The 14,810-nt window shown below is 73.1% G+C and carries 13 protein-coding genes and 2 pseudogenes; 6 read left to right on the top strand and 9 right to left on the bottom strand.

All coding sequences use genetic code 11. The features are described 5' to 3' along the window. Positions 1-717, bottom strand: a pseudogene (locus TR49_RS43830) (hypothetical protein); the annotation flags it as partial. Positions 718-823: 106 nt separating this feature from the next. After that, complete coding sequence (locus TR49_RS15370) at positions 824-1,384, bottom strand: dihydrofolate reductase family protein (RefSeq protein WP_042381948.1); 561 nt, start codon at positions 1,382-1,384, stop codon at positions 824-826. A gap of 181 nt (positions 1,385-1,565) precedes the next feature. Here TR49_RS15370 and TR49_RS15375 point away from each other — a divergent pair, with 181 nt between their 5' ends. After that, positions 1,566-2,483: a DUF2797 domain-containing protein gene (locus TR49_RS15375; RefSeq protein WP_042381950.1), complete on the top strand. Its 918-nt coding sequence runs from the start codon at positions 1,566-1,568 to the stop codon at positions 2,481-2,483. A gap of 128 nt (positions 2,484-2,611) precedes the next feature. Here the strand turns inward: TR49_RS15375 and rph are convergent. The 4 genes and pseudogenes from rph to TR49_RS15390 form a co-directional block, all read right to left on the bottom strand. Then, positions 2,612-2,719 (bottom strand): annotated as a pseudogene (gene rph, locus TR49_RS45570) (ribonuclease PH); the annotation flags it as partial. Between the two features lie 210 nt (positions 2,720-2,929). Beyond that, on the bottom strand, positions 2,930-4,102 hold the full coding sequence (locus TR49_RS15380) for a MalY/PatB family protein (protein ID WP_042382088.1): 1,173 nt from the start codon (positions 4,100-4,102) through the stop codon (positions 2,930-2,932). Positions 4,103-4,208: 106 nt separating this feature from the next. After that, entirely contained in the window at positions 4,209-4,658 is a 450-nt protein-coding gene (locus TR49_RS15385; protein WP_042381952.1) for a pyridoxamine 5'-phosphate oxidase family protein, read from the bottom strand. Between the two features lie 95 nt (positions 4,659-4,753). Beyond that, complete coding sequence (locus TR49_RS15390) at positions 4,754-5,644, bottom strand: alpha/beta fold hydrolase (protein ID WP_042381954.1); 891 nt, start codon at positions 5,642-5,644, stop codon at positions 4,754-4,756. A gap of 540 nt (positions 5,645-6,184) precedes the next feature. On the opposite strand from TR49_RS15390, the gene TR49_RS15395 reads away from it, so the two are divergent. The 3 genes from TR49_RS15395 to TR49_RS15405 all read left to right on the top strand — a co-directional run bounded on the left by TR49_RS15395 (position 6,185) and on the right by TR49_RS15405 (position 9,137). Further along, positions 6,185-7,765, top strand: a complete 1,581-nt coding sequence (locus TR49_RS15395; RefSeq protein WP_042381956.1) for a TROVE domain-containing protein — start codon at positions 6,185-6,187, stop codon at positions 7,763-7,765. 75 nt (positions 7,766-7,840) lie between these two features. Continuing rightward, on the top strand, positions 7,841-8,731 hold the full coding sequence (locus TR49_RS15400) for a trypsin-like serine peptidase (protein ID WP_042381959.1): 891 nt from the start codon (positions 7,841-7,843) through the stop codon (positions 8,729-8,731). Positions 8,732-8,885: 154 nt separating this feature from the next. Next, complete coding sequence (locus tag TR49_RS15405; protein WP_042381962.1) at positions 8,886-9,137, top strand: hypothetical protein; 252 nt, start codon at positions 8,886-8,888, stop codon at positions 9,135-9,137. Between the two features lie 18 nt (positions 9,138-9,155). Here the strand turns inward: TR49_RS15405 and TR49_RS15410 are convergent, their stop codons facing one another. Together TR49_RS15410 and TR49_RS15415 are read right to left on the bottom strand one after the other, a co-directional pair. After that, complete coding sequence (locus TR49_RS15410) at positions 9,156-10,250, bottom strand: C45 family autoproteolytic acyltransferase/hydrolase (protein ID WP_042381964.1); 1,095 nt, start codon at positions 10,248-10,250, stop codon at positions 9,156-9,158. Positions 10,251-10,342: 92 nt separating this feature from the next. After that, positions 10,343-11,824, bottom strand: coding sequence for a purine-cytosine permease family protein (locus TR49_RS15415; protein WP_042381967.1), 1,482 nt, complete (start codon positions 11,822-11,824; stop codon positions 10,343-10,345). A gap of 147 nt (positions 11,825-11,971) precedes the next feature. Here TR49_RS15415 and TR49_RS15420 point away from each other — a divergent pair, with 147 nt between their 5' ends. Beyond that, positions 11,972-12,607, top strand: a complete 636-nt coding sequence (locus TR49_RS15420) for a PadR family transcriptional regulator (RefSeq protein ID WP_042381971.1) — start codon at positions 11,972-11,974, stop codon at positions 12,605-12,607. Continuing rightward, positions 12,604-14,190, top strand: a complete 1,587-nt coding sequence (locus tag TR49_RS15425; protein ID WP_042381973.1) for an FAD-dependent monooxygenase — start codon at positions 12,604-12,606, stop codon at positions 14,188-14,190. The genes TR49_RS15420 and TR49_RS15425 overlap by 4 nt, the downstream gene beginning before the upstream one ends. A 373-nt stretch (positions 14,191-14,563) precedes the next feature. Here the strand turns inward: TR49_RS15425 and TR49_RS15430 are convergent, their stop codons facing one another. Beyond that, the gene (locus tag TR49_RS15430) at positions 14,564-14,767 is read right to left on the bottom strand and encodes a hypothetical protein (RefSeq protein WP_042381976.1); all 204 of its coding nucleotides are present in this window, start codon (positions 14,765-14,767) and stop codon (positions 14,564-14,566) included. Between the last annotated feature and the right edge of the window lie 43 nt (positions 14,768-14,810).

Consider the following 14,810-nt stretch of genomic DNA (forward strand, 5'->3'; position numbering starts at 1 on the left):
AAGATCAGGGCCGCCGACATACGCGACCGGGGCCGACGGAGGCGGGACCTCGGCCGGAATCTCCCCGGCGAGCAGCAGCGCCTCCGGCGGGAGTCCCGAATGGCCGACGAGGTGGTGGAGATCGGCGGGGCGGGTGCCGGGCTCGGCACGGCGCAGCGCCTCGACCAGCGCGCGGGTGTACGGCGGGGCGTAGCCGTCGCCGACCGTGCCGGGCGGGCTGACCTGGCCGAACAGCGGCAGACCCGCCGTCAGCGCCTCGGGCCCGTGCAGTCGGAGGACGCCCCAGGCGTCCGGATCGGCGACCAGGTCGGCCAGGACCGTCGTGGTGCCCGCCGGGCGCTGCCGCAGCTGGTCGGCGAGCCAGGCCCACGGGAGCGCGGTGTAACGGGCGTTGTCGCGGGTCGTCTGCGCGAGGGCGAGGTGGAGCTGCCTGCGGCGGCGGTCCGCGGTCAGCTGGCCGACGAGCGCGACCAGGACGGGGCCGGGGGTGCGGGCCGCGGTCTGCAGGTGCGCCAGCAACAGTTGCGGGTCCGCCGGATCGGCCAACTGCAGCACGCTCGCGGGTATCGGACTGCCCAGCAGCGCCTCCGGCGGCAGCGTCGCCAGCAGACCGAGCGCCGCTTCAGGACGGACGGGCTGGCGGCGCCTGCCGCCCGGCGCGCCACCGATCAGCAGCACCAGTCCGCGCGCTGCCCCGCCCCCGTGGTTGATCTCCATTCCCGCACCGTACCCGTCCGCGGCGCACCGACGCGCCGACGGCCGCCCCGCCCCCGCGGCAAGCCTGCTCGCATCGGGGCACGTCAACGGCCTCCGGCCCACGCTGCTACGAACGCACCCGGTAGCGGAGATGGCACACGCCGCTGCGGAAGGGGCGCTCGGCCAGCAGCTCCAGCCGCAGGCGAATTCCCCTCGGCAGGGCGGGCTTACCACCGCCGACGGAGATCGGGTGCAGGAAGAGGTGCACCTCGTCGACCAGCCCCGCGGCCAGCGCCCGGCCCGCGAGTTCGGCGCCGCCGACGGAGAGGTCGCGGTTGGACTCCGCCTTCATCCGACGGACCGAGGCAGGGTCGAAGTCCTGCTCGACGCGGGTACGGCCGGTGGTGACGGCCCGCAGCGTCCGGGAGTAGACGACCTTCTCCGCCGCCCGCCACAGCTCGCCGAAGTCCCGCGACACCGCAGCGTCGTCCGGGTCGCGGCCCGCCGTCTCCCACCAGGCCATCGTCTCGTACATGCGCCGGCCGTAGAGATAGGTGCCGATCGGGCGCTCGAGGTCGTTGACGGCCGCGTGCACCTCCTCGTCGGGAGCGGCCCAGGTGAACTCGTCCTTCTCGTCCTCGACGTAGCCGTCCAGTGATGCGATCGCCGAGTAGATCAGCCTGGCCATGCAGATACCTCCGCCTCCGTGAGCAGGCACGCCTCACCCATGCTCCACCTCCACCGGCTGCGCGGCGAGGTTCGGCTGCGCCGAGGGGTCGTTCGTGTCGGTCGGGCAGGCGGCGTTGTCGGTCCCGCCTGGCAGGCTGGAACCGACAGGACGTGGACGGACCGGTGACGGGAGCGGGCGGATGGGCGGCGCGACTGGGGCCGGGTGGCGGGCGGCCGGGCTGGTGTGGCGGGGCGGTGAGCCGGAGCTGGAGTGGTGGGCTCCGGGCTCGGAGCTCCGGCGCGCCGGCGCACTGCCGCTCGGCGCGGAGCCCGCGTTCGCGGTCGGGGCGGACCGGCGCTGCGTCGGCCTGTGGCGGGCCGGGCGCCGGATCGCCTGCCCGACGGCGCGGACGCTGGAGGCGGGCTCGCGCAGCTCCCAGTGCGGCGAGTGCGCCCGGCTCGACCGTCAGAACTCCGTGGCCGCCGACACCCTGCTGGACGACCCCCGCCCGTACGCGGTCTACCTGGCCCATCACGGCTCGGCGGGGATCAAGGTGGGCATCACCGCCGCCGAGCGCGGTCTCGCCCGCCTGCTCGAACAGGGCGCGCTGGCCTCGGTGTTCCTCTCCGAGGGCACGCTGCCCTCCGCGCGCCGCGTCGAGCACCTGCTCGGTGTCGCGCTGGGGCTGCCGGACCGTGTCTCCACGGTCCGTAAGCGCGTCGCCCGCGCAGCGCCCGGCACCCCGGCCGAACGCGCGGCCTCCCTGCTCGCCCAGGTGGCCCGCACGCGCGAACTGGACTGGCCCGAGGGCCAGACCCGCCGGGCCGATGCGGAGATCGCCGACCACTGCGCGCGCTACGGCCTCGCGGATTCGGGCCTGCACCCGGATGCGGCCGTCGAGCCGCTGCGCCCGGGCGACGTCGTCACGGGCCGCGTCGTCTGCCGCATCGCATCCGACCTGTACCTCGCGGTCCCGTCGACGGGCCTAGCCCTCCTGGACACCCGCCTGCTCTCCGGCTGGGCGGTCTCCCGCTCGGCCACCCCCGCGCCCTTCACCGCCCGCCTCGCACCCGTCCCCCGCATGACGGAGCCCCAGGAACAGCCGGGTCTGTTCTGATCCCGGCCGGGCCGTGCACGCGCGATCCGGCGACGGACCTCGCCGCCGCATCGCTCCTGCTACCGCCCGGGCACGAGGCCGGTAGGCCTGCGCTGGCGAGCTGGCCGAGCGGACCTCCGGTGAACCGCGGCGCGCTCGGCGGTCGCCGTGATCTCGTGGGTGCGGCCGCCGCTCCTGCCGCGGACGGACTCGCGGTCGCTGCGGGCCTTGGTCGAGCGGGGCGGCAGCGCATTCTCTCCGGCACCCGCGAGACCGGTTCAACCTCGCGCTCGTGCTCGACTCCGGCGACTGCACGCCCGCCCGGGGCGGCCATGCCGGCACGCCCGTCTCGTGCCCGGGGGTCGGCCGCCGCGGAGCGGACCGGCACCTACGCCGACGAAGCGGGTGCCGACCGGGACCTCGGGCCCGCAGGGCGCCCGCGGGCCGGGAAGGCCGGGCAGACCGGGTCAGAGCACCGAGGCCATCCTGCGCACCGCCTCGGTGATCCGCTCCGGGCTGGTCGCCAGGTTGAAGCGGGCGTGGCCCGCGCCGCCCGTGCCGAAGGGGAGGCCGCCGGTCAGGGCGACGCGGCCGCGGGCCAGGAAGACGGCCGCCGGGTCGTCGCCCAGGCCGGCGTTGCGGCAGTCGAGCCAGGCGAGGTACGTGCCCGCGCCGGGGCGGTAGCGGAGGGAAGGCAGGTGTTCCGCGAGCAGGCGCGTGAACAGGGCGCGGTTCTCCGCCAGCGCGGCGAGGAGACCGTCGAGCCAGGCGGTCCCGTCCCGGAGCGCGGCGGTCTGGGCGATGATGCCGAAGTGGCTGACGCCCTCGGTCACTTCGCGTGGGATGCGGGCCAGGTCCGGCGCCGCGGCCTCGCCCGCGAGGGCCACCGCGGCGGGGAGAGCCGCGAGGTTCCACGCCTTGGACGCTGACATCAGCGCGAATCCGCGCTCCGCTCCGCGCACGCTCAGGTAGGGGACGAAGGTGGCGCCCTCGTGGACGAGCGGCGCGTGGATCTCGTCCACCACGACGCGGACTCCGTACGTCTCCGCGAGGCTCGCGACCGCCTCCAGCTCGTCGCGGTGGTGGACGGTGCCGGTCGGATTGTGCGGGTTGCACAGCAGGTAGGCGGCGTGGCCCCCGCCCGCCGTCGCGCGGCGGAAGGCGTCCGTCAGCGTGGTGACGTCGATCCTTCCGTCCGCGCCGAGCGGCGCCTCGACCACGGTGCGGCCGCAGTGCTCGATGAACTCGTAGAACGGCGCGTAGACGGGGCAGTTGACGACCACCGGGTCGCCCGGGTCGGTGACGAGCGAGAGCACCTCCACGACGCCGCGCATCACGTCCGGCACGCGCGCGGCGCGGTCCGCCGTCACCCCGTCCCAGCCCCAGCGGGCACGGGCGAAGCCCGCGAGCGCGTCGACGTAGCCGGTGCCCGCCGGGTAGCCGGTGTCGCCGAGGGAGACGGCGTCCGCCAGGGCCAGCGCGACCGGGGCGGCGAGCACGCAGTCCATCTCGGCGACCCAGACCGGCAGCACGTCGGACGGATACGCCCGCCACTTCGCGCTCCTGCGGCGACGGAGCAGCTCAGGCTCCTGCCAACGGAAACCTCCGGCCCTCGAAGGGCCCGGCGACACCTCGTCCATGAGCACCACGCTCACCACGGTAAGCCACGAGGCGGCTCGCCGCGCCCTACCTGCCGAACCTGTCAGGCCGAACCTGCCGGCGCACGGCCGGTCCCTGCGGGGCCAGTCAGCCGAGCCAGGCCCCGTCCTTCATCAGGTCGCGTCCGCGCAGTTCGTTGGCCTCACGCCAGGCCTGGATCCGGCGCGGCGTGATGCGGAACCACGCGTACTCCTGGGACTCCTCGCGCGGATCCCAGTCGGTGTGGGCCGCATACGCGTCCGCGACCGTGTCGGCCTCCCCCGTCGGGACGAGCTCGGCCGAGCCCTCCACCACCACGACGTCCCGGGTGGGCCCGAACGCCAGGCGGACCTTGCCGTTCTCGGCGATGTTCCGCGCCGTCACCGAGCGCGGCAGGGTGCTGATGACGAACGCCTTCCCGTCCCAGTCGAACGAGAGCGGCACCAGCGCAGGCCCGCCCGCACCCGCCGTGGCGACCCAGGTGTCCACGTCGGCGGCGAACCGGGCACGCGTGTCCGCGATCCGCTGGTCCAGCGGGCGAGGTGAGGGAAGCGCCATGAGCTGACTCCGTTCACTGCGCGTCGGACCGCGCGCCTCGAGGGTCTCCTTGGTGATCGTTGGTCAATCTAGTCCTCAGCACCGACATCTGACGGTCAATCGCGCCCCTGCGCCTGCTCCTTCGCCTCGAACGCGTCGAGGAACTCCAGGAGCAGCCGGTTGAACTCCTCCGGCCGCTCCAGCGGCGGAACATGGCCGGTCGCGGGCATCTCGACGCGCAGCGCGCCGGGAATCTCCGCGGCGAGCTGCTCCGACACCGCGACGATCTCGGGCACGTCCTCGGCCCCGTAGACGACGAACGTCGGAACCGCCACCTCCCCCAGCCGCTTGGCCGCACCCGGCTCCAGGTCCTGCGGACTCCCGGCACGGGCCGCGCCGGCCCAGGCGCGCTCGGCGGTCCGCCGGTACATCCCCACGGCGTGCGCCCAGATGTCCGGCTCGATGTCCTGCCTGGTCCGGGCCGGTCCGGCAAGCAGCAGTTCGACGACGGAGTCCACGTAGAGGGCGAGATCGGCGGGGTCCACGGGACCGGCGTCGCCCCCGTAGTAGGCGCGCAGCCGTTCGATCCCGACGCGGTGATGGACGCGCTGCCGGTACAGGCGGGTGAAGCTCTCCGGCCAGGTGTGGCCCGAGAGCCCCGAGCCCACCAGCACCAGACCCGCGACCCGCTCGGGCGCCGTCAGCGCCGTGTCGAGGGAGAGCTTGCCGCCGTCCGAACTGCCCACCAGCACCGCGTCGTCGACGCCGAGACGGTCCAGCAGCGCGAGCAGCTGCTCGTGCCGCGCGTGGTCGGCCACGACGTCGCCGGAGTCGCCGTAGCCGAGCCAGTCGTAGCTGATCACCCGGAACCGGTCGCGCAGCACCGGAACCTGACGCCCCCACATGCGCCGGTCGGTGGTCCCCCCGTGGATCAGGACGACGGCTGGCCCGTCGAACCCGTCGTCGTCGTAGGCGATCTGTGCACCGTCGATCTCGACCTTCTCCATCCCGACATGGTAGGCAGATCCGCCCTCGAAGCCCCCGCGCCCCGGCGGCGAAAAACCCGAAGCCGGATTGTGTGATCGTCGGATACGGTTTCCCTCGTCCAGGTGCGCAGGCAGGGGATACTTCCACTTCCAATGGGGATGTCACGGGTTCGAATCCCGTCGCCGACTTTTCACGCGTCGGCGTAGCTCAGTGGCCAGAGCGCCTACGTCTCCCCAGCCGACCTCGATCTCTGGACACCACGACAGACCTCGTACGACACAACTTCATTCAGCACCTCCCGGTGCGAAGACCCGCGGCTACTTCTTTGAATCAAGTTCCGCCGCAGGTCGTCACTGATCTCGGGAGGACATGCATCGGGGCGCCCGGTGCGCAGGCAACGGATCCTTCATCCGGCACTGTGGGGTACGGGTTCGAGTCCCGTCGCGACTTCGGGTCGCGTAGCTCAATCGGACAGAGCAACAGTCAGCAAGCCCGTCGCCGACTCCTGATCTCGGGCGCCCACCGCATCTCCTCCCCCTGACACCCTCAGGGGGTTCTCCATGTCACGCTTCAACACCAAGGCCGCCCGCGCGGCCGGCGGCTCCCCCGTCGCCACCACCGGCCGTCGGGCCGTCACGGCCGAGGGCGGCGCCGGTTTCCTGCGCGACGCGAAGAGCGAGCTCTTCCTGCTCGCCGTCGCGAACACCGTCGGCCAGGACACCTTCTACGAGCGCGGCGGCGCCCGCGACGACCGCTACACCCAGCTCGTGCGGCAGCTCGCCGTCGCCGACCCCGACTGGACCGCGGGCCTGCTCGGCTGGCTGCGGCGTGACGGCAACATGCGCACCGCCTCGCTCGTCGGCGCGGCCGAGTTCGCCAAGGCGCGGCTGGACGCGCAGCTCGACGGGCGGTCCCGCCAGGTGGTCGACTCCGTCCTGCAGCGGGCGGACGAGCCCGGCGAGCTGCTCGGCTACTGGACCTCCCGCTACGGCCGCAACCTGCCCAAGCCCGTCAAGCGCGGCGTCGCCGACGCCGTGCAGCGGCTCTACGACGACCGGACTCTGCTCAAGTACGACACCGCGTCGAAGGGTTACCGTTTCGGCGACATCCTCAACCTGGTGCACGCCGCGCCCGCGGCCGAGAAGCCGTGGCAGGGCGAGCTGTTCCGCTACGCGCTCGACCGCCGCCACAACCCGGACGAGGCCGTTCCGCCGCCGTCCAGCCGGACGCTGACGGCGAACCGTGCGCTGCTCGCCGTCCCGGTGGAGCAGCGGCGCGCGATCGTCACCGCCCCGGACGGCAGGGAGCGGCTCGCGGAGGCGGGTGTGACCTGGGAGATGCTGGCCGGCTGGCTGCAGGGCCCGCTGGACGCGGCGGCGTGGGAGGCCGTGATCCCGTCCATGGGCTTCATGGCGCTGCTGCGGAACCTGCGCAACTTCGACCAGGCGGGCGTCTCCGACGAGGTGGCGCAGGGCGTCGCGGCGCGGCTGGCCGACGGCGCGCAGGTCGCGCGGTCGCGGCAGTTCCCGTTCCGGTTCCTGGCGGCCTTCAGGCACGCGCCGTCGCTGCGGTGGTCGTGGGCGCTGGAGCAGGCGCTCGGGCACTCTCTCGCGAACGTGCCCGCGCTGCCCGGTCGCACGCTGGTGCTGGTGGACCGCTCCGGCAGCATGTTCGGCGGGATCAGCGAGCGGACGAAGCTGAACCGCGCCGACAGCGCCGCGATCTTCGGCACCGCGGTCGCGCTGCGCGCGGAGCACGCGGACCTGGTCCAGTTCGGCACCACGCACAGCCGGGTGGCGCTCGGCCGGGGCGAGTCGGTGCTCAGGGTCCTGGAGCGCTTCGGCGACCTGGGCGGCACCGACACCACCGCGGCGGTCCGGGCGCACTACCGCGACCACGACCGGGTGCTGATCGTGACCGACGAGCAGTACGCGCCGAGCCACCACGGCGACCCGACCGGCCAGGTGCCGCCCGGGGTGCCGGTGTACACGTGGAACCTGGCGGGCTACCGGGTCGGCCACGGCCCCTCGGGCGGCGCGAACCGGCACACCTTCGGCGGCCTGACGGACCATGCGTTCCGCCTGGTGCCGCTGCTGGAGGCCGGGGCGAGCGCGGCCTGGCCGTGGGAACAGCGGTCCTGACGCGCCTTCTTGACACAGTTTCATGAGCACGACAACTTGGAGTGGTCCCCCGACCACCACCCCGAGAGGTGTCTCGTGAATCGACAGCTGCTCAGCGCCGTCACCGCCCTGCTGCTCGCCGGCGCGGGCGCGCTCGCCACCAGCGCGCCCGCGCAGGCGGCCGCCCGCCCGGCCGCCCATGCGGACACCGCCGCGGTCACCCACACCGTCACCCAGCCGGGCGCCCGCCCGAACGCCTCGGTCACGTTCGCCGGGACCGTTGCGCTCGACGACTGCAGCGGCTCTCTGATCAGCTTCGCCGGCTCCTCGCCGAGCGACCCCGCGCTGGTCCTCACCAACGGCCACTGCCTGGAGACCGGGATGCCCAACCCCGGCCAGGTGATCGTCAACCAGCCCTCCAGCCGCAGCTTCACGCTGCTCAACGCCTCCGGCCGGGGCGTGGCCAAGCTGCGGGCGAGCAAGGTCGACTACTCGACCATGACCAACACCGACGTGACCATCTATCAGCTGACCAAGAGCTACGCCGCCATCCAGAGCGCCTACGGCATCAGCCCGCTGGTGGTCTCCTCGACCCACCCCTCCGCCGGGTCCTCGATCGAGGTGGTCTCGGGCTACTGGAAGACCACGTACTCGTGCTCGGTCGACGGGTTCGTCTACCAGCTCCACGAGGCCAACTGGGTCTGGCTGGACTCCGTCCGCTACACCTCCACCTGCAACACCATCGGCGGCACCTCGGGCTCGCCCGTGATCGACACCTCCACCGGCCAGGTGGTCGCGGTCAACAACACCGGCAACGAGGACGGCCAGCGCTGCACCCTCGACAACCCCTGCGAGGTCGACGCGAACGGCAACGTCACGATCCACGAAGGCACCAACTACGCCGAGGAGACCTACTACATCCCCGCCTGCTTCGGCCCGGGCAACACCCTCGACCTCACCCGCTCCGGCTGCGGCCTCCCCCACTGACCCTCTTCCGGCAGCGGCTCCTTGATCGGGCGCACGGCTAGGCTGGGACGTGATCAAGGAGCCGCTCTAGCCCACGAGGGGTGCGGGGTTTCCCGGGTAACCCTTGCGCCCCGGTCGACGGGCAGGAGAGTGGCCCCGCACCTACCGTCGAAGCATGAGCGTCCGGATCACAGTCATGCCCGCAGCGATCCCGCATCACCTGCGCGACCAGGAGGTCACCCGGCAGATCAACTACAACGACCGGGAGGACGCGGAGTACGTGTTCGAGATCCTGGTCAGCGGCGCCCTGGTGGTCTGGAAGGGCAGACCCGGGTCCGATGTGGGCGGCGAGGTGGAGGGCGTCTTCGGCCCGACCGCGTGGGAGAACGTCCAGGGGATCCCGAAGCGGGACACCCTCGCGCCCTGACCACTCTCGCGAACCCGCTCAGACCACCGTCCAGTCGGCGGCAGCCGCGGTGCAGGGGCCGCCGGCGTGGACGGAGAGGCGGGAGGCGACGACGTCGAGGGAGACCGTCGCGAGGGTTTCCCAGCGCCTGCCGAGTGCCGCGCCCGGGTCCGCGTGGCAGCACAGGGCGGCGCCGTCGCCGAGGTGGAAGTCGAGGGTGTCGCGCAGCGCGGACGCGTCCGGGGACGGGCGCGCAGCGGTGCGGGCGTGGAGGGCCGCGAGGCGGTGGCGGGTGTCGGGGTCCTCGGTGGCGAGCGCCTCGCCGCGGGCGAGGCCGGGGTCGACGAAGTGGTTGGTGCGCAGCAGGTAGCCGTCGGCGCCCGGGCGGAGCACGGCCGGTCCTGCGGGGCTGAGCTCCACCGTCGCGGCTTGCGCGCGGCCCGCCTCGAAGGCGGTGAACGTGAGCGAGCTGGACGCGGCGACCCGCGTCCCCGTCGCCAGTCGTATCGCCTCCTCGACGGTCCCGCAGGTGTCCAGCACGTGCCGGGCCAGGACGTGCACGGGGAGCCGGGGGAACCGGTCGTCGGGCGTCGACGTGTCAGAGGCGTGGCCGAGGATGTTGAAGTGCAGGCCGAGTCCGGCGCCGTTGACACCGATCTTGCCGACGATGCCGTACTCGGTGACGGTCCGGATCTCCCGGCCGTCCGGGTGCCGAACGTGCCAGACGAACCAGCCGTCGCGCATGTCGTCGTGCCAGTCCCAGGTCTGTGTGGTCACCGGAGGGCGGCCGTCGGCGGGGGCGTGGACGACGGTCGAGCACTCGGGGTGCCGGTGGCCGGAGCGGCCGAGGATCTCGGTGCGGGCGTTGAGCGCGGCGATCCGGTGGAGGGGAAGCCGCGCGCCGCGCGCGATGCCGTCGATCTCCTCGGCGACTTCGGGCGCGGCCTCGGCGATGTGCCCGAAGGCGGCGAGGCCCGCCTCGCGCACGTCACCCGGGCCTGCGCCGACGGCGCGGAAGAGCGTGTCGTAGAAGTCGGCGTTCCGCCGGATGCGCTCCGGATGGGCACGGCCGAGAAGCAGCCCGCGTTCGCCTGGGGCGGCGGCGCTGGAACGGAAGACCGTGGGCGTGGGCATGGCGGTACTGCTCCTCGGCAGGGCGACGGAAGGATGACGAAAAAGAAGGCTGGACGAAAGGGCGGAGCGAAGGGCGGAGGCGGAAGGGCCGGTCAGACGGTCTGACGCTCGGCGGCCACGGGCGACGGCGCAGCGGCCGCGCGGCCTCCGCGCACCGTCAGCAGCAGGTAGATGGCCGCCGAGAGGCCCATGCCGACCGGCAGGGACAGGTCGGTGCCGTCCAGCGCCCGGGCGATCGGACCGGAGAAGCTCTCCGTGTCGACGCAGAGCGCCGCGGCGACGGCGCCGACGACGAGGGCGGTGGCGCCGGCCCAGTTGACGCCGCCTGAGTACCAGAACGCGCCGCCGCGGCTCTCATCGCTCAGCTGGTGGCCGTCGTAGCGGTTGCGCCGCCACAGCACGTCGACGGCGTAGATCGCCATGGTCGGGCCCATCAGGGCGACCATCAGCTGCAGGACGCTGTTGACGGTGGTCAGGAAGTCGGAGACCAGCAGCGCGTACAGGGTGAGCGCGACACCGAGGGTGCCGTCGAGGGCGACGCTGCGGGAGCGGCGGATCCTGAGGCCGACGGCCTGCAGGGCGAGGCCTGAGCTGTAGGCCGTCATGGCGTTGTTGGCGACCGCGGAGAGGACGACGGCGAGCAGGAAGGCGGGCTTGAACCAGCCTGGGATGATCGACTCCAGCGCGCTCTGCGGGTCGGTCATGTCCAGCGCGGTCCCGGCCAGCACGCCGAGCGCGGTGAAGAGCACGCTCGGCAGGTACGCGCCGAGGAAGGTCCACCCGGCGATGGCGGTGGGCCTGGTGTCGCGCGGCAGGTAGCGGGCGAAGTCCGCGCTGTTGTTGTACGACAGCGGCGCGGACGCGACCAGGGCGAGGCCGCCGGCCAGCGCGGCGAGGAGCGCGCCGCCGTGCAGGCCCTGCTGCGGGTGGTAGTGCCAGTCGGCGCGCTGCAGCACGTACCCGGCGAGGACGAGAAAGACGACGGTCAGCACGATGGTGAACGGCAGGTACAGCCGGACGATCATGGCGTGCCCGTAGACGCTGATCGCGAGGGTCGCGGCGGCGACCGCGACGATGATGACGATCTTGACCAGGGTGCTCGGACGCAGCCCCGCCTCGTCGACGAGGGCGAACGCGGCGAGGCAGCCCGCCGCCCAGTTCAGCGCGAGGTAGCAGACGGAGGCGAACCATCCGGTGACGGCGATGTTCGCGCGGTTGCCCCGGACGCCGAACATCGCCCGCATGATCACCTCGCTGGGCGTCCCGGAGGCCGCTCCGCTGACGGCGACGAGGCCGACCAGGGCCCAGAAGAGGTTGCCGACGACCACGACGCCGAGGGCCTGCCAGAGGCTGAGGCCCATCAGGATCAGCGTCCCGCCGACGACCAGGCTGAGGTAGCTGACGTTGGGCGCGGCCCAGACGCCGAAGAGCTCCCGAGGGCTGCCATGGCGCTCGCCGTCGGGAATGACGTCGATGCCGTGCGCCTCCACCCCGCCAGTATGCGGGGTCGCGTCGGCCTTCCGGTTCTGCGGGCGAGGGGGCTCGGCGTCGCGAGCGGGCGGGGTGGCAGCCATGGGGGAGGTCTCCGAACCGACGAGCCCTGTGGGGGCGGGTGGCTATTGGTCGCACATCCAATAGCGCCGGAAGGTCTCTCGTCAAGGGGTCGGCGCGGTGGCCGGTGGCGTATAGTCGGAACCGACTAATAGGAGCCGGTGATTGATATGGCGAGGCGAAAGATCTCCAACACGCTGGCCCTGGCTGTGCTGGGCCTGCTGCGAGAACAGCCGATGCACCCGTACGAGATGGCGTCCACCCTGCGGGAACGCCACAAGGACGGCAGCTTCAAGATCAACTCTGGGTCGCTGTACGACACGGTCGAGGCGCTGGTGCGGCACGGCTGGATCGAACCGGTGGAGACCGCCCGCGAGGGCAGGCGTCCGGAGCGGACCGTGTACGCGACGACCGAGCTGGGCCAGAGCGAGTTCGTCGACTGGATCGACGAACTGCTGCGCACGCCCGTCGCGGAATACCCGAAGTTCATGGCTGCGGTGTCCTACCTCGGCGCACTGGGGCCGGACCGAGCCGCCGAGGCACTCGCCGAACGGGCGGGACATCTGGTCGAGCGGATCGAGGAGACCGGCGCGGTGCTGGCCGACACCGTCGGCTCCGGCAAGGTCCCCCGGCTGTTCATGATCGAGGTCGAGTGCGCCCTGCACGCCTGGGAGGCCGAGCTGGCCTGGACGCGGCGGACCATCGACGAGATCCGCGACGGCAGCCTGTTCTGGCCCACGTTCGAGCGCACCGCCGAGGGGTGGACCTGGTCCGCCCCCGCAGACCGGAAGGGAACCGCCGGATGACCGAGGTGCTGATCGTGGGAGCCGGCCCGGCCGGCCTGTTACTCGCCGGAGAACTGCGACTCGCGGGCGTCGACACGGTCGTCGTCGAACGCCACTCGCGGCGACCGGACTTCTGTCGCGGATTCAACCTCAACGCCCGCGCCCTCGATCTGCTGGCGCGGCGCGGCCTCGCCGAAAGGCTGGTCGCCGAGGGCCGGCAGGTCCCCCACGTCGCGTTCTCCGGCCTGCCGGTGACGCTCAACCTCGCGGGCGCGCACACGGACCATCCGTACACGCTGGGCATCCCGCAGACCCGGGTCGAGGAGGTCCTGGAGGAGCACGCTCGCGAGCTGGGGGCCGACATCCGGCGGGGACACGAACTGCGGTCCCTGGAACAGGATTCCGCGTCCGTCACCGCCGCGGTCACCGTCGGCGGCGGCGCTGGGGACGACGCAGGGAACGGCCCCGCCGAGTACCGGATCCAGGCCGCGTACGTGGTCGGCTGCGACGGCGGCCGCAGCACTGTCCGCAAGCAGGCCGGCATCGACTTCCCCGGCACCGAGGCGACGCGCTTCTCCCTGCTGGGCGACGTCGAGCTCGCCGACCCGCAGGCGCTGCCGTTCGGCGTGACCACCGGCCCCGGCGGTGCCGTGTTCGTCATCCCGCGCCCCGGCTACGTCAGGATCATCACCGCCGACCGGCGGCCACCCGCGGACCGGACGACGCCGGTCACCCTGGACCTGCTGCAAGCGGCCGTGGCCGACGCCGTCGGCCGACGCGTCGAACTGCGCGCCGCGCGCTGGCTGACCCGGTTCGGCAACGCCGCCCGGCAGGCGGCCGAGTACGTCCGCGGCAGGATCGTGCTGGCCGGGGACGCCGCGCACATCCACCCGCCGGCCGGGGCGATCGGCGTCAACATCGCCCTGGACGACGCGTTCAACCTCGGCTGGAAACTCGCCGCCACCGTGCGCGGAACCGCACCGGCCCACCTGCTCGACAGCTACCACGACGAACGGCACCCCGCGGGCGCGCGCGTGCTGGCCAACACCCGGGCCCAGGTGTTGCTCGGCGACGTCGAGAACCGGCTGGGGCCGCTCACCGACCTGCTCACCCGCGTCGCGTCGCACCCGGCGGGCAACCGCGCGTTCGCCGAGACCGTCACCGGGCTGGACACGCGGTACGAGACGCCCCCTGCCGGGACGCACCCCGGCGCCGACCACGCCTGGCTGGGCCGCCTGGTCCCGGACCTCGCGCTCGTCACGGGCAGCGGGCGAAGGTGCCTGACCGAGTTCTCGACCCGGGGACGCGGCCTGCTGCTCGACCTGACCGGAGCCAAAGCCGAAACCAAAGCCGAAGCCGGATCAGGAGCCGGATCAGGAGCCGCGGAAGGCGCCCTCCGCGACTCGGCCGCGGGGTGGGCGGACCGGGTGGACGTCGTCAGCGCGGACTGCCCCGACCATCCCGGACTCCGCGCCGTCCTGCTGCGGCCGGACGGGCACGCCGCCTGGCTGCGCACCGCCGATCACGACCACGACGACGGGCTCCACCAGGCACTGGAGCACTGGTTCGGCCCGGCCGGGAAGCCAGGTCAGGACGCCAGGTAGTCGTGCACGACGCGGGCCCCACCAGGGAAGGCGGCTCGCGGAGCGGGCCACGACCTTGCCGAAGTGGAGGGAGCCGGTGATGCGGACGTGCAGCAGCGGCGAGGAGCCGTCGGCGGGCCAGGCGACCGCGCCGTGCCGCAGCCGTGTCCTGCCGTAGCGCGGCGTCAGACCGTCGGCGTCGACGACGACGCCGGGGCGCGTCAGCAGGCGCAGCGCACCGCCGCGCATGTCGAGTGAGAGCTCGAGAGTCGGGCGGGCGACAAGGGCCTCGGTGAAGTCCAGGATGACGGAGCACCAGGAGGGCTCCAGGCGCATGACCGCAGGGACCCGCCACGGGCCGGTACGGCGCAGCGATCCCCCGTGCTGGGTGACGTCAGCGGTAGACGGGGACGGTGGTACGAGGGCCCATCACATGGGGCGGCCGGCCGGCGAAGTGCACGATCCGGCCCCCGTCGCAGCGGTAGCGCAGATCCGTGATCCGCCAGGGCCGGCCGTCCAGCTCGACCCAGTCCCCGAGCCGCAGGCTCAGGGCGGTACAGGGGACGGGGAGACCTTCGGGGCGATGCGAGGCAGCCATGCCTTCTACATCGGACGGAAGGCACCCGGCCGAGAGGGGGAAC

This window comes from Streptacidiphilus melanogenes (assembly GCF_000787835.1).
Lineage (GTDB): Bacteria > Actinomycetota > Actinomycetes > Streptomycetales > Streptomycetaceae > Streptacidiphilus > Streptacidiphilus melanogenes.